The sequence below is a fragment of the Paenibacillus sp. 1182 genome, from assembly GCF_017833915.1.
Taxonomy (GTDB): Bacteria; Bacillota; Bacilli; order Paenibacillales; family Paenibacillaceae; genus Paenibacillus; species Paenibacillus polymyxa_D.
The window spans coordinates 266070-288396 of record NZ_JAFICR010000005.1; the positions used below are offsets into that span (position 1 = coordinate 266070).

Annotated in this window: 15 protein-coding genes and 1 pseudogene; 13 read left to right on the forward strand and 3 right to left on the reverse strand. The window is 43.6% G+C overall.

Annotated features, from left to right (window positions below):
* Nucleotides 1–80 precede the first annotated feature (80 nt).
* The gene (locus JOD82_RS12625) at nt 81–962 is read right to left on the reverse strand and encodes an AraC family transcriptional regulator (protein ID WP_165148193.1); all 882 of its coding nucleotides are present in this window, start codon (nt 960–962) and stop codon (nt 81–83) included.
* 136 nt (nt 963–1098) lie between these two features.
* On the opposite strand from JOD82_RS12625, the gene JOD82_RS12630 reads away from it, so the two are divergent.
* Genes JOD82_RS12630 through JOD82_RS12640 form a run of 3 tightly spaced genes read left to right on the forward strand, consistent with a single transcriptional unit; the run spans nt 1099 to nt 8113 of the window.
* Nucleotides 1099–4455 (forward strand): DUF5107 domain-containing protein, encoded by a 3357-nt coding sequence (locus tag JOD82_RS12630; protein ID WP_209949379.1) that lies wholly within the window; start codon nt 1099–1101, stop codon nt 4453–4455.
* The gene (locus JOD82_RS12635; protein ID WP_069010918.1) at nt 4448–5734 is read left to right on the forward strand and encodes a cellulase-like family protein; all 1287 of its coding nucleotides are present in this window, start codon (nt 4448–4450) and stop codon (nt 5732–5734) included. The genes JOD82_RS12630 and JOD82_RS12635 overlap by 8 nt, the downstream gene beginning before the upstream one ends.
* Before the next feature lie 21 nt (nt 5735–5755).
* Nucleotides 5756–8113 carry a beta-galactosidase gene (locus tag JOD82_RS12640; protein ID WP_208332381.1) on the forward strand — a complete coding sequence of 786 codons (2358 nt, stop codon included), beginning with the start codon at nt 5756–5758 and terminating at the stop codon, nt 8111–8113.
* Nucleotides 8114–8226: 113 nt separating this feature from the next.
* Here JOD82_RS12640 and JOD82_RS12645 read toward each other — a convergent pair whose 3' ends face one another.
* On the reverse strand, nt 8227–9210 hold the full coding sequence (locus JOD82_RS12645; protein ID WP_029515900.1) for a glycoside hydrolase family 5 protein: 984 nt from the start codon (nt 9208–9210) through the stop codon (nt 8227–8229).
* Between the two features lie 475 nt (nt 9211–9685).
* On the opposite strand from JOD82_RS12645, the gene JOD82_RS12650 reads away from it, so the two are divergent.
* From JOD82_RS12650 to JOD82_RS12675, 7 genes and pseudogenes are all read left to right on the forward strand, one after another.
* Entirely contained in the window at nt 9686–10252 is a 567-nt protein-coding gene (locus JOD82_RS12650) for a 5' nucleotidase, NT5C type (protein ID WP_029515899.1), read from the forward strand.
* Nucleotides 10253–10373: 121 nt separating this feature from the next.
* Complete coding sequence (locus JOD82_RS12655; protein ID WP_069010920.1) at nt 10374–11168, forward strand: Nif3-like dinuclear metal center hexameric protein; 795 nt, start codon at nt 10374–10376, stop codon at nt 11166–11168.
* A 79-nt stretch (nt 11169–11247) separates the two neighbouring features.
* A complete protein-coding gene (locus JOD82_RS12660; RefSeq protein WP_029515897.1) occupies nt 11248–13602 on the forward strand; it encodes a glycoside hydrolase family 2 TIM barrel-domain containing protein in 2355 nt (784 codons plus the stop codon).
* A gap of 193 nt (nt 13603–13795) precedes the next feature.
* Nucleotides 13796–14452 carry an ArsR/SmtB family transcription factor gene (locus JOD82_RS12665; protein WP_209949381.1) on the forward strand — a complete coding sequence of 219 codons (657 nt, stop codon included), beginning with the start codon at nt 13796–13798 and terminating at the stop codon, nt 14450–14452.
* A 5-nt stretch (nt 14453–14457) separates the two neighbouring features.
* Complete coding sequence (locus JOD82_RS12670) at nt 14458–15741, forward strand: MFS transporter (RefSeq protein WP_069010922.1); 1284 nt, start codon at nt 14458–14460, stop codon at nt 15739–15741.
* A gap of 184 nt (nt 15742–15925) precedes the next feature.
* Nucleotides 15926–16078, forward strand: a pseudogene (locus JOD82_RS29185) (MFS transporter); the annotation flags it as partial.
* A 183-nt stretch (nt 16079–16261) separates the two neighbouring features.
* Nucleotides 16262–16831 carry a sugar O-acetyltransferase gene (locus JOD82_RS12675; RefSeq protein ID WP_280921448.1) on the forward strand — a complete coding sequence of 190 codons (570 nt, stop codon included), beginning with the start codon at nt 16262–16264 and terminating at the stop codon, nt 16829–16831.
* A 115-nt stretch (nt 16832–16946) separates the two neighbouring features.
* Here JOD82_RS12675 and JOD82_RS12680 read toward each other — a convergent pair whose 3' ends face one another.
* Entirely contained in the window at nt 16947–17498 is a 552-nt protein-coding gene (locus JOD82_RS12680) for a helix-turn-helix domain-containing protein (protein WP_209949383.1), read from the reverse strand.
* Nucleotides 17499–17612: 114 nt separating this feature from the next.
* Here JOD82_RS12680 and JOD82_RS12685 point away from each other — a divergent pair, with 114 nt between their 5' ends.
* The 3 genes from JOD82_RS12685 (at nt 17613) to treP (ending at nt 22263) form a co-directional block, all read left to right on the forward strand.
* Complete coding sequence (locus JOD82_RS12685; RefSeq protein WP_209949385.1) at nt 17613–18194, forward strand: LysE family transporter; 582 nt, start codon at nt 17613–17615, stop codon at nt 18192–18194.
* Between the two features lie 274 nt (nt 18195–18468).
* Entirely contained in the window at nt 18469–20208 is a 1740-nt protein-coding gene (gene treC / locus JOD82_RS12690; protein ID WP_165148214.1) for an alpha,alpha-phosphotrehalase, read from the forward strand.
* Between the two features lie 90 nt (nt 20209–20298).
* Complete coding sequence (gene treP, locus JOD82_RS12695) at nt 20299–22263, forward strand: PTS system trehalose-specific EIIBC component (RefSeq protein WP_165148234.1); 1965 nt, start codon at nt 20299–20301, stop codon at nt 22261–22263.
* The last annotated feature ends 64 nt before the right edge of the window (nt 22264–22327 follow it).

A 22327-nucleotide genomic window follows, 5' to 3' on the forward strand; every position in this document is an offset into this window, starting at 1 on the left:
TGCACCCGTGATTCGTAAATGATCTGTGACCTTGCGGTAGCCCGATAGAAGCAAATTTGAACGCTCCTGATGAACATAGATTAACCCTTCAAATTATTTCGATATTCCAAAGGAGAGCAGCCCATTATTTTTTTGAATAGTCTGGAGAAGTAGTAAGGGTCCCTAAAACCGAGTTGTATGCTAACTTCTTTAATAGAGGCATTCGTCAAATCCAAAAGCTGACTGGCCCTCTGTATCTTCATTCTTAAATAGTAATCGACAGGAGAGTAGCCGGTGGATTGCTTGAATATCAGGTTCAGATGCTGCTTGGATACCTGAACATGCCGACTAAGCTGCTCAAGCGAAACGGTGGATTCCAATTGTTCACTCATATAGCGTGTTGCCTTATCCACATGACTCTGGTACGTACTGTCTTCCTTGCGAAATGCAACCGATACAACAAAACTCAGCAGATAACGGACAGTTTGCGATACTTGAACTAAATGTATAATGGAGTATGATTTATTCAATAAAAGGTCGTAACACTGATGAAATAGCTCCAGTAGTTTGACTCCATCACTGGCAGATATCGAAATATACGTTTTAAAAGGCTCAAACAATGCTATAAAATCATCCATTTGGTCCCCTTTAAGATGAAACCAGTAAATTGTCCAAGGATCTCTATCGTCAGCCCCATAAGCATGCGGCATGTCTCTGGGAATGTACGCAAAGCCTCGCTCTGTCATGTCAATCGTTAGGCCATCCTTTGTTCGTATCCAACCTTTTCCGCTGGTACAGTAGATGAATATATGAGAGTCACATCCGTGCATTCTTTCACGAAAATGATGGCGGGCATGGCTGAAGCAGCCTATATCCGTAATATATAGATTTTTTGTAAGCGGATTCATATTTAATTTATCCAGTATATAGGGTGGAACGACATATAACTTTTCACCCTCAAATCCATCAGCTTTCTTATTCATAATCTATCCATCTCCTAGCCTTAGGCGGCTCTAATGATGAAATACGTATATAGTCCATCATAAACAGTAGATTGTCAATTGTCTGTAATGTCGCTTACTTGTAAGCTCTGAATATAAGAGCGACTATGAGGGAGTGATGGAATTGAGCATTTTCGACGCTAGGGCACGCGTGTGGGAGCAAACCGTGCAGATCCCCACGTATGGAATTGGCAAACCCGACAAAAATCCAATGTTTCTGGAGAAACGTGTCTATCAGGGAAGTTCCGGTCGAGTGTATCCGCATCCGGTCATTGATAAAATTGAGGATGAGAAGAAACTTGAAAATTATCAAATAGTTTTCCTAGAAAATAAATATTTGCGCATTGAGATCATGCCAGAGCTGGGAGGACGCATTTATCGTGCGGTCGACAAGACCAACGGTTATGATTTTGTTTATTATAACAGGGTCATCAAACCAGCGCTTGTGGGCTTATTGGGACCATGGATATCTGGAGGCATTGAGTTCAACTGGCCGCAGCATCACCGTCCCAACACTTACGGACCCGTTGAATACAAGTTGGAAGAACACGACGACGGAAGCGCAACGGTATGGGTGAGCGAAATTGATCGTATGTTCGGCACGAAAGTAACAGCTGGTTTTACACTTCAACCGGATAAGGCATACCTTAAAGTGGGGGCCCAGCTATATAACCGGACTGCCGAGCCTCAAACATTTTTATGGTGGGCCAATCCAGCCGTAGCAGTACATGAGCATACGCAATCTGTTTTTCCTCCAGACGTATCAGCCGTGTTCGACCATGGAAAGCGAGATGTATCCCGTTTCCCGATTGCTACAGGCACTTATTATAAAATGGATTATTCTGAAGGCGTAGATATCTCCCGATACAAAAATATTCCTGTTCCCACTTCATATATGGCCTATAAATCGGATTACAATTTCATAGGTGGTTACGACCATATGAAACAAGCTGGGCTTTTGCATGTGGCCAACCATCACATCTCTCCCGGGAAAAAGCAGTGGACATGGGGAAATGGCGAATTCGGCCAAGCTTGGGACCGCAATCTAACAGATGAAGACGGCCCCTACATCGAGTTGATGACGGGAGTGTATACCGATAATCAACCAGATTTCACTTGGCTTCAGCCGTATGAAGAAAAGACGTTCTCGCAGTATTTTATGCCTTACAAACATATTGGTATGGTCAAAAACGCTTCAATTGACGCAGCCGTTAGTTTGGAATTAAATCGCAGCGAAGGGACAGTACAGATTGGCGTCTATGTAACTTCGTCATTTTGCGAGGCTGTTGTGGAATTAAGCAGCCAGCGGGAAGTTTATATTCAAGAAACCTTGGATCTGACACCTAATAAGGCCTTGATACAGAAGACAGTTATTTTGGCTGAGGATGAGGATTATGATCTATGCTTAAGCGTCAAAGACGCGACCGGAAGGGAGCTGATTAGCTACCAGCCTAAGCAAAAGGAAGTTGAGCAGATGCCGGCTGCTGCCGACCCCCTGCCACAACCGGAGGAATTAAGAACGAACGAAGAATTGTATTTAGCAGGACAACACTTGGGGCAATACCGTCATGCTACCTTTGAGCCTGAGGCGTATTACCTTGAGGGCCTGAAAAGAGATAAGAATGACAGCCGTATAAATATGGCATATGGTACGTTGCTTCTTCGCAGAGGGTTATATGCAGAAAGTGAAGAGTGCTTTCGTAAAGCCATCTCGCGGATAACCTGGCGTAACTCTAATCCCTATGATGGTGAGGCCTACTACCAGCTTGGTTTGTCGCTAAAACACCAAGAGCGGATGGATGAGGCGTTCGCTGCATTTTATAAATCAGTATGGAGTGCGGCATGGCAAGACAGCGGGTATTTCTCACTGGCACAGATTGCGACAGAACAAGGGAACTATGAAGAAGCATTGGAACTCGTCGAGCGCTCGACAATCCGAAATGCTCGCAATTACAAGGCATGCAACCTGAAGTCGGCTATTCTTCGTAAGCTCGGCAGGAACGAAGCAGCAATAGCCTTTTCCAAGGAAACGATGAAGCTCGATATCGCCGATTTTGGAGCTTACCGTGAGCAAGCATTATCTTTAGAGGCTCTCGGGTTACGAGATGATGCTAAAACGGTCTTTGAAGAGCTGGAAAAATGGATGCGTGGAGATGTGCACAACTATATAGCGGTAGCATCGGACTATGCGGCGGCAGGACTCTATGAGGATGCAGCATGTGTGCTGGAAGAAGCTCCAGAGCAGGCAAAAACATACCCTATGCTGTATTACGTTCAGGCCTTCTGCTATGCTAAAATCGGCAAGCTTGAGCAGGTGAACAATGCTCTCGCTCAGGCCGCAGATGCAGTACCCGATTACTGCTTTCCTAACCGTCTGTTTGAGTTGGATGTGTTACAATTTGCAATTCGAACAAGACCGGAGGATGACAAGGCGCATTATTACTTAGGTAATTTACTCTATGATAAGAAACGGCATCAGGATGCTATTTCCAGCTGGGAAATGTCTCGTTCCATTGACGATACTTACCCCGTTGTTCACCGTAATCTTGCTCTTGGATATTTTAACAAACAAGGCCAAGTAGAGAAGGCTCGCCATTCGTTAGAGCAGGCCTTTGCGTGCAATACTTCAGACGCACGTATTCTTTATGAGCTTGACCAGCTGTATAGGAAGCTGAACATCAAGCCCAACGACAGATTGAATCTAATGGAGAGTTATCCGGGAATCATAAAGCTTCGCGATGATCTGTTTTTAGAATATGTAACCGTTCACAATACGATGAAGCAGCATAAGATAGCGTTGTCCTTGCTGACAGGGAGAATATTTCATCCATGGGAAGGCGGAGAGGGGAAGGTAACGGGACAGTATAGGCTGGCCAAGGTAGAGCTTGCCAAGTCCGACCTGAGGTCTGGGCGGATTGAACAGGCTGTAAAGGGGCTGCGGGAGGCTTTAGTGTATCCAGAGAATCTTGGCGAAGGTAAGCTAGAGGGTTCCCAAGATAACGATATCTATTATTATTTGGGCTGCGCGTATGAGCTATTGAAATTAACAGATGAGGCAAGACAGGCCTTTTCCACGGCCTCTCAAGGACTGGGGGAACCCATTAATGCCATGTATTATAACGATCAACAGCCAGATATGATATTTTACCAAGGATTGGCCTGGCGGAAACTTGGTTATGCGAAGGAAGGCAATCGTCGATTCAACAAGCTCATTGATTACGCCGATAGATACTTATTCGAACCCGTGAAAATGGATTATTTCGCGGTCTCGTTACCCGACTTTCTCATCTTTGAAGATGACCTGAATATTCGTAATCAGGTTCATTGTACTTATATGAAAGCACTTGGTTTGCTTGGATTAGGGCGACAGGACGAAGCCATCTTGCATTTTGAATCGGTGCTTAAGCTAGAAGCTAACCATCAAGGAGCGTTGAACCATATGGACTGGAGCTGGGAGGGGAAATCAATTGAGTAATCTCATGAGAACTGTACCGCGCAAATTGACGATCACCATGTGGGACTTTTCTTGGTATACCATGACACAGGAAGGTGAGCCCTACAGCGATCTGGAAGCCCGTTTTAAAGAAGCGGTCGAAAGAGGCTACAATACGATCCGAATATGTGCAATGCCATTCATGTTGTTTACAGCGGATGGCAAACGCCCCGGACCCTTGGAGTTTGCTAACCTTGGGGAAGTAGGCCAGCGTACGCGTTGGTATAACTGTCGTGGAGGCGCAGTACTGGACGGGCATGCTCATTTGCTCGAACTGTTCAAACAAGCAAAGGCTCATAACTGTTACATTATGTTATCCTCTTGGGAATATCAGCAGAGTCCCAGCTTTCTGGCTCATGCTGAGCTTAGAGATGAACTAGCTGCAATTCCTCCTAAGGAGAGATTCATGGCCATTGCAAAATCAATGGATCAGTTGATCCGTTTCGTCACAGCAGAAGGCTACAGGAGTCAGATCATCTATACAGAGCTGCATAACGAAGTGGAATTTGGGCAGTTAAACGCCGTCGGAACGTCTGAAGGCATAGCCGAAACGAATGTACCGGCGCTTATTGAAGCCATGCAGCCCTACGTAGAAGAAGCGATAGAATATCTTCGCCAATGTCATCCTGATATGATGATGACAGCCAGTTATACGTTAAATGAAGCCTACCCCAAGGCTTACGTCGCGCGCAATATGCAGGTGGCCCATTTTCACCTATATATTAAAGGGGTGCTCAATGAGCTTATGGAAGCGGCAGCGCTTTATGATGAGTTGGCGCCGTTCCCCAATCCATTCGTACAATCCCTATTAAGAGAAGACGCTCCTCCATTTGCAAAATGGACCCTGCCTCCGGGGCAGAATTGGCGGATGGAAGGCAATCCAGTCGGCATGAGACTTATTTATTTGCACGACTGGGTAGATCCCGATCAATGGGATTTATTTTTGTACGATCGGTATGGAGACCATAAAATGGCCATGTTGCAGAAGGCCGACACCCGATTGGAAGAGATTCATGAATGGACTCGTCATCCCGGCATTCCAATTGTCATAGGAGAAGGTTATGTAGGCTACACGCCGCTGCATGCCCAATTTGAAGAAGGCCCAGTCGGCAAATTTATCGCTGAATATGTGTTGCGAAAAGGAATGGCACTTGGGTTCTGGGGAATGACCCTCTGTTCTAACTGCGCTCCCCATCATCCATTCTGGAATGATATCGCTTGGCAGCGCAAGTGGAACCAATTTATCCTGAATTCAGATTAACGAGTGAGGGGAGTGAACTCCATGAGAAACTATCGAGTTGCGGTTAAAGACGATCAGAAGCATATTGTTAAAGGACATATCAAACTTGGCGGCACCAACCCAAAAGGAGAGGAGATCGGATTCACCAACTATTTTATGGAGAAGGACGGAGAGCCCTTTTTCGGTATTTGTGGTGAATTCCATTATGCCCGTTATGATGAACGCTATTGGGAAGACGAAATTATTAAAATAAAAATGGGCGGCGTAAACATCATTGCCACTTATATTTTTTGGAACCTACATGAAGAAGTTGAAGGTGTTTTTAATTGGAGTGGGAACAAGAATCTTCGTCATTTCATCGAGTTGTGCGGCAAACATCAGGTATACTCCATCATTCGGATCGGTCCCTTTGATCATGGGGAAATTCGAAACGGCGGTATGCCAGATTGGTTATTCGGTCGACCATTTGAGGTTCGTTCTAATGATGAGGGGTATCTGTTCTATACAAGAAGATTGTATAACGAAATCGGTACCCAGGTTAAAGGGCTGTTATATAAGGAGGGGGGGCCGATTATCGGCACCCAAATCGAAAACGAGCATCATCATTCATCTGCCCAGTGGGCATTGACTGTAGGAATTAATGATATGTGGCTAAACAGTGGAAGTGACGGTAACTCGCATATGTTAAAACTTAAAGAAATAGCTCTGGAAGCGGGGATTGATACTCCGATCTATACGTGCACAGGATGGGGAGGAGCAACAACTCCTGTACCTGATATGCTGCCGTTATGGGGCGGGTATGCCTATTGGCCATGGATCTACTACGAAGAGGGACGTTTGGAGGGGATGGACGAGCATCCTGCGACACCGGAATACATTTTCCGCGACAAGCATAATAACAAGATTCCAGAGAGTTACAATTTCGAGCCTCAATACGCACCTGAAGACTATCCGTACGCTTGCTGTGAAATGGGTGGCGGCATGGTTCAGTTTTATAAATATCGGTTCGCATTTCCCTACCGCAGTGTTCCAGCAATGACTGTCATGAAGGTTGCAGAAGGCTGTAATCTGATCGGATATTACATGTATCATGGGGGTTCCAATCCTCGGGGTAAGGTTAACCCGTTCACCAATGATCTAGCCACCCCCAAAATCTCCTATGATTTCAACGCCATGATCGGCGAATTCGGTCAAGTAAGGGAATCGTACCATAGAACAAAGCTGCAGCATTACTTTTTTTCAACGTTCCAAAAGCAATTCTCACTAACAAAGACTATTCTGCCAGGGGATACGTCCCAGATGGACCCTTATGATGTGGATACGTTACGATATGCAGTGCGATCCAGTGCTGGATCGGGTTATCTGTTTCTAAATAATTTCCAAGACCATGTCGAAAATGACGACCTGTGCGATTTTAATGTGAGCATTGAACTGCCCGAGGAAACGATTGTAATCCCTAGTCAAGGTGAGCTGATGTTAGGACGTGAAAGTTTCGCTATATTGCCATTTAACTTTAATTTAGATGGAATGAAGCTCAAATATGCTACGGTACAGCTGATAACAAGGATAGAAGAAGATGGAGAAGTATACTACTTTTTCTTTGTACCAGAGGGGATGAAGGGAAGATATGAAATTGAGTCAAAAGATATCATCAGTGCCACAATCGACAAAGGCTCGATAGAGCAGTTGGATGGGAACACGATCATTAAGGTTGCTGAAGAGGACGATAGTCTCATCCATCTGGTATCTGAAAGTGGCAAAAAAGTTGCCATCTACACGATGACTGATGAGCAAAGTCTTACATTTTGGAAGGTAAACATGCAAGGCCGGGACAGAGTCATTTTGACCAATGCCAATGTACTTGTATATGAGGGCGATCTAAGGCTGGAATCGACGGATCAAGAAATGGTATCCCTGAGTGTATTCCCTGATTTCGACGCCTCGATCACATCTATTACTGGTGGAGAGCTGCTAGACATAACAGAAAACAATGTATTTAAAACGTATCGTTTAAAGGCTCCTAAGCGAGAAATTCATTTCAATTTGAAAAAAATAAATGACGATAAACTTACTATTGATTTTGAGATAGATGCCTTTCACGGAATTAAGGAAGCTCTGCTGCGTATCGATTATACTGGAGATATCGGTTATGCTTTTATGGATGGCGAACTGATCAACGATAATTTCTGCAACCATACGACCTGGGAAATAGGCTTGAAAGCATTTGAGCATCGGCTCATCGAGCAAGGGTTGTACGTATATGTTTCCCCAATACGAAAAGGTAAGGTTCTCAACAGCAATACGACTATGGCTGGCTGGAAAGAGACGGCAAAGGAACGTATCGTAGATATCGGCGCAGTCAGCATCGTGCCTGTGTATGAAATTCGACTCACCGTATAACCCAGGAAGTGTAAGTTCAGAGACGCACAGTGGGTACTTTTAGTATAAAGTATAAAAATGTAAAAGCTCATGGTCGTTCAACCATGAGCCTTTTTTACTTTCTGATAGTACGTTTAGTAGATACCAGCCTTTTTCGATGTTTCTTTGATCCCGTTGCTTCCGTTAACTACAGTTTTCCCCCAATCCGTCAGATTGCCATTAGGTCCTGTTACAAGATCAAGGTAGGAAAGATTGGAACTATTACCATACCAGGACCAGGCTAACCAGCCTACTCCTTTGGATTGACCGTATCTCATGATTTCTGTCTCGTCGACGTCTGCTCCCTGGTGGTAACCGCCAAATTCGCCAATAATCAGAGCGAGTCCTTGATTCAGAACGTTATCAATATTGGTTCGAACAGTTTGAACATCTTTACCAGCGAACTCATACATATGGATGGAAAATACCGTATTCTTCAAAGAATCAGCTGCGAATACAGATTTACCAAAGTCATTGATAGATTGAGGATATTGTCCCCATCCGGCACAATCGACGATGAGTGTATTTTTGATACCTGCGTTTCTCAGCTTGGGAATCGCTTGCTTGTATCCATCAGCCCAACCACTTCCATTCCAAGAACCATACCATTCGTTTGCAATGTTTACGATAACCCGGTCTTCCTTGCCGATCAGAGCATCCTTTATGCTAATCCAGTAGTTCACAGCTGCATCCAAAGACGCGTAGTCGTCTTTGCCTGTAGCATCATGAACTTCAAGCACAGCAATCATTTTATGGTTGGAGACGAGAGAAATAATATCTTTCACGGAATTAATATCATCCTTGGTGTACTGGTTTCCGTTAGAAAGGACAATTCGGACGGTATTAGCACCTGTCTGGGCAATTGCCGGGATCGCTGTATAAAGATCGTTTTTGTACCATGTGTGAGCATGATTGACGCCTCTCATAACAAATGGCTTGCCTGTAGAATCATACAATTTGGTACCGCTTACATAAAATCCTGAAGCAGCTTCTACCTTGGAGAAAACTCCTCCTAAACCAATCATGATGAGCAAGCCGATCATTCCAGACAATAGTGATTTTCTTAACAATACCTTCATTTTTATTCCTCCCTAAATATATTATTCAACTTCCTGCTATACAGAGATGAAGTTAGGTATGTAAGTGTGTAAATAGCAGTAAGCTAAACACAAAATTAAGCGCTTTCAAATATGAAAAAAGTTATTTTTGTTATTCTATCATTTGTGTTTTTGTTATTCAATCGGTTATTTTGGTTATTTTTTTGTGTTTTTGAAGTATAAACACATGGATGTATTATTTAAGTGCTATTTTCTGTGGTTTCATTGTATTTATTGTTTATGTTTGTTTAAAATTTAGTTTATATTGATAAAAATAACCTAACTATATTTCTGTGATATTCCGAATTTGTGTAGGTTGACCTAACGTTTTTCTTGGTTAATTATTTTGAACAAAGGTGAGATCTATCGGACAGCAATACCTAAGCTTCACCGCGATATTAAATTATAGTATGATATTCTTGTGAAAAATTTTACCAGAGTGAATAGGGGCAAGCTGATGAGAAAACCAATCATTGCAGTCGATATGGACGATACCATCTGTCATCTCGTCAAACGAGCCATATACCATAACAATAGTGAATTTCCCACTCATCCGCTTCGTTATGAAGAAATGTTAGATTGGAACACCGATCATCTACGTCATCCCAAAAGCACGCATGATGTATTTTATGGGCGACCGGGTTTGTTTGAGGAACTTGAACTGTTTGACGATTATGTTGTAGAAGAAATGGAGAAGCTTTGCAATGCTTTTGATGTCATTATTGTGACAGCGGCAGAGCCCAAGACCGTCGTAGAGAAATGGAATTGGCTTCAAAGACATATGCCATTCATTCCGATCGAGAACTTTTTCCCATGTAAACGAAAGAACCTGATTAACTATGATCTCCTGATTGATGATGGCCCTCATAATTTAGTACCTGCGCTAAAGGAGGGGAAAAAGGTGCTTTGTATTCCTCATCCATGGAATCTGAGAGCAAGAGAGCAATATGAGTTCCCCGTCATGACATCCTGGCAAGGAGCAAAAGAACGAATCGACTCCATTTTAGGAGTTCTGTATAAATAATAGAATTATTCGTAAAACAGCTGGCTCCTCTGGAACTGGCTGTTTTGCTAGAAAGAATAGCGCCTATGGCTGAAATAAAATGGTACAATTGCTATGCATTATCCATGAGGAGGGAACGTGTATGACCATGACTATGGGTCTGATTGTGAATCATCTGACCAAGGGAATAAGCCTACCCCACACCACCGTAGATCTGCTGGACCCAGGATCTGTAGATACTGAGGTGCAAGGAATTGTAACCGCTTTCTCCGCTTCACAGTACGTGATAGAACAAGCTATTTCTCTAGGTGCAAATTTTATCATTACACATGAAGGCATTTTTTATAGTCATCAGAGGATGCATGAGTGTCTACTACATGATCCGGTTTTTTCGCAAAAATCTCGCCTCATTGCCGATGCAGGTATAGGCATTTATCGGTTTCATGACACCATACATCGTTATCAACCGGATGGAGTGATGGTTGGGCTTCTTCAGGCGCTTGGCTGGCACAACTACATGGTAAAACAGCAGCCGACGGCCGCCATTTTGACTATTCCCGCTATGAAAGTTAAGGAGATCGCTGAATATATCAAAGCCAAACTACATATTCGTTATGTACGGGTGGCTGGCGAGGTTTCCATGCCATGTGAACGAGTGGGAATTTCAGTAGGATACAGGGGAGGTGGCGATCTAGCCATTCCATTATTTCTAAATGAAAATGTAGATGTAGTCATCGCCGGTGAAGGCCCAGAATGGGAAACACCAGAATATGTTAAAGATGCTGTCTATCAAGGGCACAGTAGAGCACTTATCATGCTGGGACATGCTGAAAGTGAAGCACCTGGGATGAAGTATCTCGCAGATGTGCTTTCCGCCCAATTTCCGATGCTTCCCGTACACTTTATTGAAGATCACCCGGTGTTTCAAATATTGTAATGAGAACACGTTTTTTGTGATGGTCATCCAGCACTGCTGTTATATCCGTTCATCCACTTTATGAAATGGAGGCGAGATCATGGGAAGCAGAGTGATTATGCCGTTCAAAACAGACTGGAGATTTATAGAAGGAAATTACGCGGGTGCTGAGAAAATGGACTACAACGATGAGCATTGGCGGCTCCTTCATGTCCCTCATGATTGGAGCATTGAAAAGTCCTTTGATCCACATATGCTGTATGGTGGCAATCAGGCTTATTTGCCAAGATGGTCTGTCGGATGGTACAGAAAGCATTTTAATGTGAAGCCCTCCTCTCCAAAACAGCGCGTATACATACAATTTGATGGCATTCACAGTAACAGTGAGGTTTGGATCAATGGGCATTTTGTGGGCAAGCGACCCTATGGATATGTTAGCTTTCAATATGATTTGACTCCATATATTCGGTGGGATGAGGAAAATGTGATTGCCGTCAAAGTGGACAATACGATTCTTTCACCTGACAGATGGTATTCGGGGGCCGGTATTTATCGTAATGTTTGGCTGATTTGTACGGATTATATTCATATAACCGAATGGGGGACTTACATTACCACACCTGAAATTTCGCCAGATGAAGCCAAGGTGACTGTCAGAATCCAGGTCACTAATCAACACGCGCATGCCGTAGAGTGTACGATTATGACTGAAATGCTGGACCCACAGGGACAGATCCAAGGAAAAGTGGAAAACCGAGTTACTCTTTCGAGCTGTGAAACGGGGGAAATAGAGCAAAAAACGCGAGTTTTAGAGCCAGAACTATGGTCACCGGACAACCCAGTGCTCTACGAAGCCCAGACGACGATCTATTGCGACAATACAGAGGTGGATCGTTATTGTACCTCTTTTGGCATAAGAGAAGTGAAGCTGGATACACAAAAAGGTTTATTTTTGAATGGGCACAGCTTAAAGCTAAAGGGAGTGTGCATTCACCATGATTTAGGCTGTCTGGGGGCTGCTTACCATGATACAGCCATGAAAAGAAGGCTGCAAAAGCTGAAGGAAATGGGCTGTAACTCGATCCGTTTTGCTCATAACCCGATGGCGCCCGAATTATTAGATTTATGTGACCAGATGGGGTTCTTGGTGGTTGATGAGGCTTTTGATAAGTGGAAATCTCTTTTCTATGAGCATTTATATGATGAGTGGTGGGAAAAAGATCTGGAGGCAATGTTGCTCAGAGACAGGAACCATCCCAGTGTTTTCATGTGGAGCGTTGGGAATGAAGTGGAAAACCAAGGGCAGCCATCCATGCTAAAAATGTTGGAGCAGCTCGTGGGTTTCTGCCATGAAAAAGACCCAACCCGATCGGTTACATATGCGCTTGAGCCGCATAATACACCGATCAGCTTGCGTGAGGGTTCGATTGAGGCCAAAGTGGAGCATACTAAGCAGCTGGCACAACGAGTGGATGTTCTGGGGTTAAACTATCAGGAGCAGTGGTATGAGCACTATAGGGCGGCCATGCCGGATATGCTTATCCTTGGAACCGAGACGTTTCCATACTATCGGGGCAAGGATAACCGGGTTAAAGGTTATTTGCTTATGAATCCCTGGTTTGATGTCGCTAATCATGATTATGTGATCGGTCAATTTGTTTGGAGTGGAATTGACTATTTGGGAGAAACGAGCTATCCCTCCAAAGGGTGGTCTTCGGGCCTGATTGATACTTGCGGATTCCGCAAACCAGTATCTTATCTCCAACAAAGCTTATGGTCTAATCAGCCTGTTGTGCACATAGCCGCATTTAACGAACATATGAAATCGGAATTTAATCCGACATGGACAATGCACTGGAAATCTCCGGCCATGGAAGATCACTGGACATTTCCTGACTACGGTGGAAAATTGATACGGTTGGTTACCTTCACCAATTGTGAGAGTGTGGAATTGATCGTGAATGATGAATTATACGGTGAGAGGAAGCTAGTGGATTACCCTAATCATTTAATCCTATGGGAGCTTCCCTATACACCGGGCAAAATCCGAGCTGTGGGTCGTAATGGAAACGAGAAGGTTTGTGAGCATGAACTGACTACTGCCGGGACTCCTTATGCTCTAAAGTTGGAGGCCGATCGGACGGTTCTACCTGCTGATGGGCATGAGATATCTCATGTGGAAGTAACCGTCATAGACCCAAACGGGATCACTGTACCTAACCAGGATGTTGAATTAACCTTTAAACTGCATGGTGATGGCCGCATCCTTGGAATAGACAATGGGGACCTCACCAGTGATGAACCCTACAAGGGGAATGAGAGACGAACACACAGAGGAAGGTGTCTTGTGGTTGTACAATCTGGGAATGTGGCTGGTGAGCTGTTGCTTCAAGCATCAGCAGATGGAGGGTTACTGGGAGGAACCAGGCTGAAAGTGGAACAAGAATATAAATGACAATTCAAGGTTGATTCAGTAAAGACATTGTATTTTAGCTTACGTATTATTGTTACTCTTGACCAGCTTCTGGGCTGGTCTTTTTTATTTTTATATATAGGTAGGTTTCAGAATTGACATAAAAATAAGAAAGTTTTATAATTTCGGTATTAAAGAAATTAATTGAATAGTTTAATGGATGGGGTGTTTAATAGTGAACGAACGAGATTTCAAAGATGGGCTTTTCACCGAATACGCACGGATCGGAAAATGCTTGTCCAGCCCGAAAAGGTTGGAAATTCTTGATATTCTCATACAAGGACCCAAATCAGTTGAAGTTCTATCTAAAATGACTTCGATGTCCGTTGCCAATGTTTCTCAGCATCTACAAACTCTATATCAAGCTAAGTTGGTTCAATCCAAAAAGCAGGGAAACTTTGTGTATTATGAACTTTCTGATTCATCTGTTTTGCACTTTTTAAATTCACTGTATGACCTGTCTGAAAAGCAGTTAATTGAAGTTCAGCACATTAAGGAGCAATTTTTGGGTCAATTCTCGGATGTTGAAGGAGTCACAATGGAAGAATTGGCAATGCGGATGGAAAAAGGAGAGGTCACACTTCTTGATGTACGGCCGCGAGATGAATATGAAACTGCTCATATACCGGGGGCTGTTTCCGTTCCAATTGAAGAATTAGCGGAGCAGTTATCTTTGTTGCCAGCCGACTCGAAGATTGTGGCTTATTGCAGAGGCCCGTATTGCTTAATGGCGGTTAGAGCTATTGCATTGTTGCAGGCTCGTGGTTTCGAAGCTAGACACTTGGATAAGAGTGTTCATGATTGGAACGACTTTATCAGGGGAGGAAGTTAGCCTTAATGAATTTGACGAATGCTTCGCAGAAGAGGCAAGCGCTTATCAATTCCTATGCGGAATCTTCAGATAAGCAAAGAAAACTGTATCGTCGTACGCTTATCACCGTTATTTTCTCTCAAATTTTTGGAGGCGCCGGACTTGCTGCCGGAGTAACCGTTGGTGCGTTGTTGGCGCAAGATATGCTGGGTACGGATAAATTTACGGGGATTCCTGCGGCACTATTTACACTTGGTTCAGCGGCTGCAGCGCTCCTCGTTGGTCGGTTTTCCCAAAGATTCGGCCGACGAATGGGGCTGGGACTCGGTTTTATTGCAGGGGGAGTTGGGGCGATCGGTGTCGTTGTTGCAGCCCTTATGAATAGTATTACCCTGCTTCTAGTCTCCCTTCTTGTTTATGGATCGGGAACGGCTACAAATCTGCAGGCTCGTTATGCCGGTACAGATCTCGCAAGTTCAAAGCAGAGGGCAACAGCTGCGAGTATGGCTATGGTCTTTACAACGATCGGAGCGGTAGCCGGTCCCAACTTAGTTAACGTTACCGGAGAGTTTGCGTTATCCATTGGAGTTCCCAGTTTAGCGGGACCTTTTCTTTTAGCGGCGGTAGCCTATACATTAGCAGGCATAATATTATTGCTACTTCTTCATCCTGACCCTTTATTGGTGGCCAAAGCAGTTGCGAATCAGGCGGCACAAGGAAGCCAGTCGTCTTCTGATCTTGAGGCTACTCGTGATGGTAGAAAAGGAATTATTCTTGGCGCTTTAATCATGATAATAACTCAAATTGTCATGGTTGCGATTATGACGATGACTCCCGTACATATGAAGCACCATGGACATGGACTCGGCGAAGTAGGATTAGTCATCGGTTTTCATATTGGTGCTATGTATCTTCCGTCTCTAGTTACGGGTATTCTTGTCGATAAGATTGGTCGTATAGCGATGGCGATGGCTTCAGCTGTAACGCTACTTCTCGCTGGCGTAGTAGCTGCGTTGGCTCCCACTGATTCGATGGTTTTGCTTATTGTGGCGCTTTCTCTTTTAGGGATAGGGTGGAATTTTGGACTGATTAGTGGAACCGCTTTGATTGTAGATTCGACGACAATATCTAATCAAGCTAAGGTACAGGGATCGGTGGACGTACTTATTGCTTTGGCAGGAGCTTCGGGAGGAGCACTGTCCGGGATGATCGTAGCAAATTCAAGCTATTCCATACTTTCTTATGCGGGAGGAATTCTGGCGCTGGCGTTACTTCCTATCATGTTATGGATGCGTTCAAAGAGAGCATAGACTAGCAAAAAACGACCTTATGGTCGTTTTTTTGTGTTTACCTAACTGTCGGGGGGAAGCAGCCATAGTTCTCTTTTTGACAAATAGTTTGGATACGAATAGAATGACTAATTATGATATAACTTATTAAAACATTAATAAAAAGTGGTGATAAGTAGATATGTAAATGCCAGTAGAATCATCCATGAATCCTCGGGTAATTCGTAATATCTTGTTTTTGTTGTTCGCTTTACCGGGTGTAGCTTTTGCTTCCTGGGTATCTCGAACGCCTACTATACGGGGTAATTTACATGTCTCGACTGCCGAAATGGGAATCATTATTTTTGGATTAGCTGCATTTCTTTAGCGGGACTACTTATAGATCCCCCTGGCTTAGGGTTTTTAGGTGAACATGTTGGAACTTCTGCATGCCTTGATTGTAGTGCTTGTTGGCGTTATGGTCGCTGGTTTGATATCGGGTGCAGCCCAACCCATTGGAGTGAAAGAAAAAATCAGATTAAAAAATAAAGGGGATTGTCGCATGACTATGAAAACGGAAAAACAAAAGATGATAGATGGAGAACTGTATGTAGCTGCTGATCCTCAATTAACGAGTGAAAGAGAGTATGCGAGAAGATGTGTCCGTCTCTTTAATCAGACGACAGAGACGGATCGTGAGTACCGTGAAAAGTTACTTAAGGAGCTTTTCGGATCAACTGGTGAAAATATAGGCATGGAACCCAACATACGTTGTGACTACGGATACAACATCCATGTTGGAAATAATTTCTATGCCAACTTTGACTGTACCATTTTGGATGTTTGCGAAGTGCGCATTGGAGATAATTGTTTCCTGGCTCCAGGAGTTCATATTTACACAGCAACTCACCCCATAGATCCGTTTGAACGAATCGCTGGCCCAGAGTATGGAAAGCCTGTTAAGATTGGCAACAATGTATGGATCGGCGGGAGAGCAGTGATCAATCCTGGTGTTACGATAGGTAATAATGTCGTCGTGGCATCAGGTGCAATAGTAACCAAGGATATTCCAGATCATGTGGTTGTAGCTGGAAATCCAGCGCGAATAATTAAACAAATTGAAATCTCCTAAACAGCATACAGGCTAATCATTTAATATTTGTACCGATGATCCTATTAAAAGAGCTCCTAATTTTAATAGGATCATTTAATTTAAAGTCTTGGACACTTAGGATCACATGGTGGAACTATACAGAATAATAAATAATCATATTCATCCGTACTAGTGTTTCTCCTAGATTATAGTAAATATGTGGGCGATCTGCTTTAAACCGAATCGAATCCCCGGCTTTCACCGTGTACATTTCCTCACTGACTTTTACCACCATTTCACCTTCAAATACCGTAATAAATTCTTCAGTACCCTCACGGTGTGGGGCTGAACTTAGTTCCCCGCCTGCTTCAATCTCTACGGTGTAAACCTCGAAATTTCTGTTTCCTTCATAGGGGAAAAACGGATACAACCGATAGTGATTATTTTCTTCAAGCACGTGTACTTTGCTTTTAGGAACGACTACCGCATCTGCAGGTGGTTCGTTAATCAGAGCAGTGAAAGAGATTTTCAAGCCGTTCGCAATTTTCCATACGGTTGTAATCGAGGGATTAGATTCTCCCCGCTCAATCTGACCGAGCATCGTTTTACTGATCCCCGTCAGATCAGCTAATTTATCTAAACTCAATTTTCTTTCATTTCTTAGATGTTTTAGATTTTTACTTAAAATTAGATTAATATTCTCCATAATTCTTCGCTCCCTATTGTGCTATATAAAGAACATAATGTACAATCATGAAGTACATTCGTGCGTTTCAACGTACATTTTATTCAATTATAACACACTGGAGTTGATTATTGTATGCCGTTTATTCCGTTCCTTTCTTATGCACTTGTTACCAGCTTTACGCCAGGTCCCAACAATATTATGTCTTTAGACAGTGCCAGGCGGTTAGGTTTGAAAAAAGCATTCCCATTTTTGCTGGGAGTAACAGCTGGCTGTTTCGCTATTATGCTGTTAGCCTGCTATTTTAATCTTGCTTTGTATCATTTTTTGCCACGGGTTAAAATCTGGATGAATGTACTGGGTAGTCTGTACATGCTTTATCTGGCAGTAAAAATAGCGAAGAGCAAACCTTCTGCGAAAAACAATGATCACAATGAAGGATATACCTTCAAATCAGGATTGCTGCTGCAATTTATTAATTTAAAAGTCATTTTGTATGGTATTACGGTCATTTCAACGTTTGTAATGCCTTATGATGTATCGTATATAGAGCTTATTACGATTTCATTACTCCTGACCTGTATTGGTTTTGTAGCTGTAGTGTGCTGGGCGGTTTTTGGGGCTATGTTTCAGCGCTTCTTGAACAAGTATGAGCACTCCTTCAATATTATAATGGCCTTATTACTGATTTATAGTGCACTATCGATATGGATGTAAATGAATACCGTATCCATCATAGAAAAGGGAGGTTCCTGACTGTAGGCAGGAGCCTTTTTTTTCGTGTGAATTGAGCTTATTTTACGAGTCATAACATACAATCGAACAGAATGGATGAGTCTCCTGATCATTTAGCTGCAAAACGGGTATTACCTTAATAAATAAAGCTGTTGACAACTTGTATATACATGACTTAATCTTGTATATACAAGATGTTGAAAGCGTTATATTATTTTTTACGCTACTTCATTTCGCAAGAAAGGAATGAGCATGAATGGAAGCAACGAATAGGACTTTGATTCCTCAAGATAAGGACTGGTGGCGAAAATCAGTAGTCTATCAGGTTTATCCCAAAAGTTTTAACGATACGACGGGTAAAGGAACCGGTGATATAAGAGGACTGACGCAAAAGCTGGATTATTTGCAAAAACTGGGTGTCGATATTGTCTGGTTGCAGCCTGTATATGTCTCACCACAACGTGATAACGGGTATGATGTAGCCGATTATTGCCGGATTAATCCTGACTATGGAACAATGCAGGATTTTGAAGAATTGAGCCGGGAAATTCGGGCGCGTGGGATGCACTTGATGATCGACATCGTGGTTAACCATTCTTCCACAGAGCATGTCTGGTTTCAGCAGGCGCGGCTTTCTAAGGATAGTGAGTACAGGGACTATTATATCTGGCGTGACCCAGCACCCGATGGAGGACCTCCGAACAACTGGATTTCCAAGTTTGGTGGACCAGCTTGGCAGTATGACGAGGCTACAAACCAATATTTCTTGACACTGTTTGATAAGACGCAGGCGGATTTAAACTGGGAAAATCCCAAAGTTCGTCAGGAAGTTGTTAATGTGCTGGAATTTTGGGCAGAGAAGGGAGTTAGTGGCTTCCGACTTGATGTCATTAATTTGATTTCCAAAGATCAGCAATTCTCGGACGACGATGGAAGCACGGCTCCTGGGGACGGGCGTAAGTATTATACGGACGGCCCAAGTGTGCATGAATACCTTCATGAATTACATGAGAAAGTATTCTCAGCGTATAACAGTGTCACTGTAGGGGAGATGTCCTCCACCTCACTGGATCACTGTATCCGTTATTCCAATCCAGAAAGAAAAGAATTGTCCATGACCTTTAATTTTCATCATTTGAAGGTAGATTATCCAAATGGACATAAGTGGGAATTGATGCCATATGATTTTGAATTGTTGAAGAAGCTATTCTCGGATTGGCAAACGGGCATGCAACAAGGTGGCGGCTGGAGTGCATTGTTTTTTAACAATCATGATCAGCCAAGGGCGATCTCTCGCTTTTTGGATGATGGCGAATACCATGCGGAAAGCGCCAAGCTGCTGGCAACCACGTTACATGGTCTTCAAGGAACACCCTATATATTTCAAGGTGAAGAGATTGGGATGGCCAACCCGCAGTGGGCAGATATTGAAGAGTTTCGGGATGTTGAATCTCTGAATATGTATCGTATCTTACAGGAACAAGGCAAAAGTGCAGAAGAAGCATTGAATATCATTCGAGAGCGGTCTCGTGATAATTCGAGGACACCGATGCAGTGGGATAACACTCGCAATGCGGGCTTCACTACAGGCACGCCTTGGATTAAGGTAGATGAACGATATCCACAGATCAACGTTCAGTCTCAGTTAGAGGACCCGAACTCGATCTACAATCATTACCGTCAGCTGATTCACCTGCGTAAGACGGTGCAGGTCCTTACTGACGGGAGTTATCAACGTTTGGACGAAGCTCATCCTCAGGTCTACGCCTATCAACGCAGCAATGAAGAGGAGACTTTGATCGTCATCTCTAATTTTAGCGGACAGGATGCGCAATTCCGTATACCGGATTCATTTTATTCATCATTAAAAAATCAAGCGTTGGGTGCGGCTGAGCTTTTAATAGGTAATACCCAGCACGTCCCGGAGCTAAAACAAGAGATCACTTTGGCCCCATATGCTTCATATATGTGGATTGTCCGTAGTCTTAGTGAATAGTATGGAGATAACTAGTAGTACCCCGGGAACGTTATTTTTTATAACCGGGGTTGCTGCTAAAAAAGAGCAAACGTTAAGGGAGTGGGCTAAATGGCGATTGAAAGATCACAGGTAGAAGACATTATAAAAGCCGTTGGTGGCAAAGACAACATAGAGGCCTCTACGCATTGCGTAACTCGTCTGCGATTTGCCCTTTATGATGATAAGCTGGTCGATAAAGAAGCACTTGAACAAAATGATTTGGTCAAAGGCCAATTTTCTTCACAAGGACAGTATCAGGTCGTGATTGGTCCAGGCCTGGTGGATAAGGTATATAACGAAATGATCTCCATTACAGGAGGTAGTCGGGCTTCTAAAGACGATGTCAAAAATGCAGCAAGCAAAAAACAAAATCCAATTCAGCGTGCCATCAAGACGCTGGCAGATATTTTTATCCCCATCTTGCCCGCAATCGTGACTGCAGGTTTATTACTTGGAATAAATAATATTTTGACAGGCAAGGGGATTTTCTTCGAAGGTATGGCTCTGGTTCAGGTCTATCCTCAATGGACTGACTTTGCTGCTATCATTAACACCATTGCCAGCACCGCTTTTACATTCCTACCTGCCTTAATTGGATGGTCAGCCGTTGTCCGGTTTGGCGGCAGTCCTTTACTCGGGATTGTACTGGGTCTGATTCTGGTTCACCCAGATCTATTAAGTGCATACGGTTATGCGGATGCCGTTACCAAAGGAACCGTTCCGGTTTGGAATTTGTTTGGGTGGGAAGTGAACAAGATTGGTTATCAAGGACAGGTTTTACCTGTTTTAGTATCCGCTTACGTACTTGCACAAATTGAAAAATTCCTAAATAAAAAGATAGCGGATTCATTTAAGCTGTTACTCGTGGCACCGATTACATTATTAATAACGGGATTTCTGGCTTTTACAGTGATCGGTCCGGTTACTTTTATGATTGGTAATGCTATTACGTCTGGTCTTGTATACGTTTTCGATTGGGCTCCTGCGGTGGGAGGCTTGATCTATGGAGGCTTGTACTCCTTGCTCGTGATTACGGGAATGCACCATACTTTCCTGGCGGTGGATGTGCAATTAATTGGTACGCAGGGTGGAACGTTCCTCTGGCCGATGCTGGCGCTGTCCAATATCGCTCAGGGGGCCGGAGCATTGGCCATGATGCTAGTATTGAAGGAGCAAAAGGGAAAAGGGTTGGCTCTTACCTCTTCTGTGTCTGCTTTTCTGGGTGTAACCGAGCCTGCCATATTCGGGGTGAATATCCGATATAAATATCCGTTCGTATTTGGAATGATCGGTTCCGGTATCGCAGGTATACTGCTTACCGTAAATCATGTGATGGCTTCTTCCATTGGTGTGGGAGGGATTCCAGGCTTCTTGTCTATTTTCCCAAACAACTGGGGTGTATTCTTCATTGGGATGGCGATCGTATTGATTGTACCGTTCACTTTAACCTTTATGTATGGAAAACTGCTAAATAAGCGCCGTCAGACTCCAGCTACACCAGCTAACGACTCCGTACGGAAAGATTCGGGCCGTCAAGATTCTGCACTGGATGTGCTTGAAGTAAAGACTCCGGTACTGGGACGTGTTGTGCCGTTGGAGCAGGTTCCTGATCCGGCTTTTGCCGAACGGCAGATGGGACACGGTATCGCAGTGGAACCGAAGGATGGCAAGATTCTTGCCCCTTTCAGCGGAAAAGTTATTCATATCATGATGAAAAGCAAGCATGCCTTGATTTTGGAGCATCCGACAGGGGTACAGATTCTGGTACATGTGGGGATCAATACGGTGTCACTGAAGGGTGAGGGATTCACCATACATGTGGAGACAGATCAAACTGTGAAACAAGGACAACTATTGATGGAATTTGACCGTGATCTGATTCAGAAATCTGGATATCCCATCATTACACCTGTCATTGTCCCGGATGGCCAAAGTATGATTAAATCGGTTGAGGAACTGCCAGGTGAGGCAGACGATTTGCAGTATACCTTAATGAAAATTCATTTGAATTCTTCATCAGGTCATAGGAATTAATTCAGTTTCAATTCGCACAGTCTATTATAGTGAACAGGGAAGTGAAAGAATGCTACAATGAACG

What these genes read in the sequence shown, in the direction of transcription:
- JOD82_RS12625 (WP_165148193.1), bottom strand. Translation starts at nt 962, where the DNA reads ATGAATAAGAAAGCTGATGGATTTGAGGGTGAAAAGTTATATGTCGTT.
- JOD82_RS12630 (WP_209949379.1), top strand. Translation starts at nt 1,099, where the DNA reads ATGGAATTGAGCATTTTCGACGCTAGGGCACGCGTGTGGGAGCAAACC.
- JOD82_RS12640 (WP_208332381.1), top strand. Translation starts at nt 5,756, where the DNA reads ATGAGAAACTATCGAGTTGCGGTTAAAGACGATCAGAAGCATATTGTT.
- JOD82_RS12645 (WP_029515900.1), bottom strand. Translation starts at nt 9,210, where the DNA reads ATGAAGGTATTGTTAAGAAAATCACTATTGTCTGGAATGATCGGCTTG.
- JOD82_RS12650 (WP_029515899.1), top strand. Translation starts at nt 9,686, where the DNA reads ATGAGAAAACCAATCATTGCAGTCGATATGGACGATACCATCTGTCAT.
- JOD82_RS12655 (WP_069010920.1), top strand. Translation starts at nt 10,374, where the DNA reads ATGACCATGACTATGGGTCTGATTGTGAATCATCTGACCAAGGGAATA.
- JOD82_RS12660 (WP_029515897.1), top strand. Translation starts at nt 11,248, where the DNA reads ATGGGAAGCAGAGTGATTATGCCGTTCAAAACAGACTGGAGATTTATA.
- JOD82_RS12670 (WP_069010922.1), top strand. Translation starts at nt 14,458, where the DNA reads ATGAATTTGACGAATGCTTCGCAGAAGAGGCAAGCGCTTATCAATTCC.
- JOD82_RS12675 (WP_280921448.1), top strand. Translation starts at nt 16,262, where the DNA reads ATGACTATGAAAACGGAAAAACAAAAGATGATAGATGGAGAACTGTAT.
- JOD82_RS12680 (WP_209949383.1), bottom strand. Translation starts at nt 17,498, where the DNA reads ATGGAGAATATTAATCTAATTTTAAGTAAAAATCTAAAACATCTAAGA.
- JOD82_RS12685 (WP_209949385.1), top strand. Translation starts at nt 17,613, where the DNA reads ATGCCGTTTATTCCGTTCCTTTCTTATGCACTTGTTACCAGCTTTACG.
- treC (WP_165148214.1), top strand. Translation starts at nt 18,469, where the DNA reads ATGGAAGCAACGAATAGGACTTTGATTCCTCAAGATAAGGACTGGTGG.
- treP (WP_165148234.1), top strand. Translation starts at nt 20,299, where the DNA reads ATGGCGATTGAAAGATCACAGGTAGAAGACATTATAAAAGCCGTTGGT.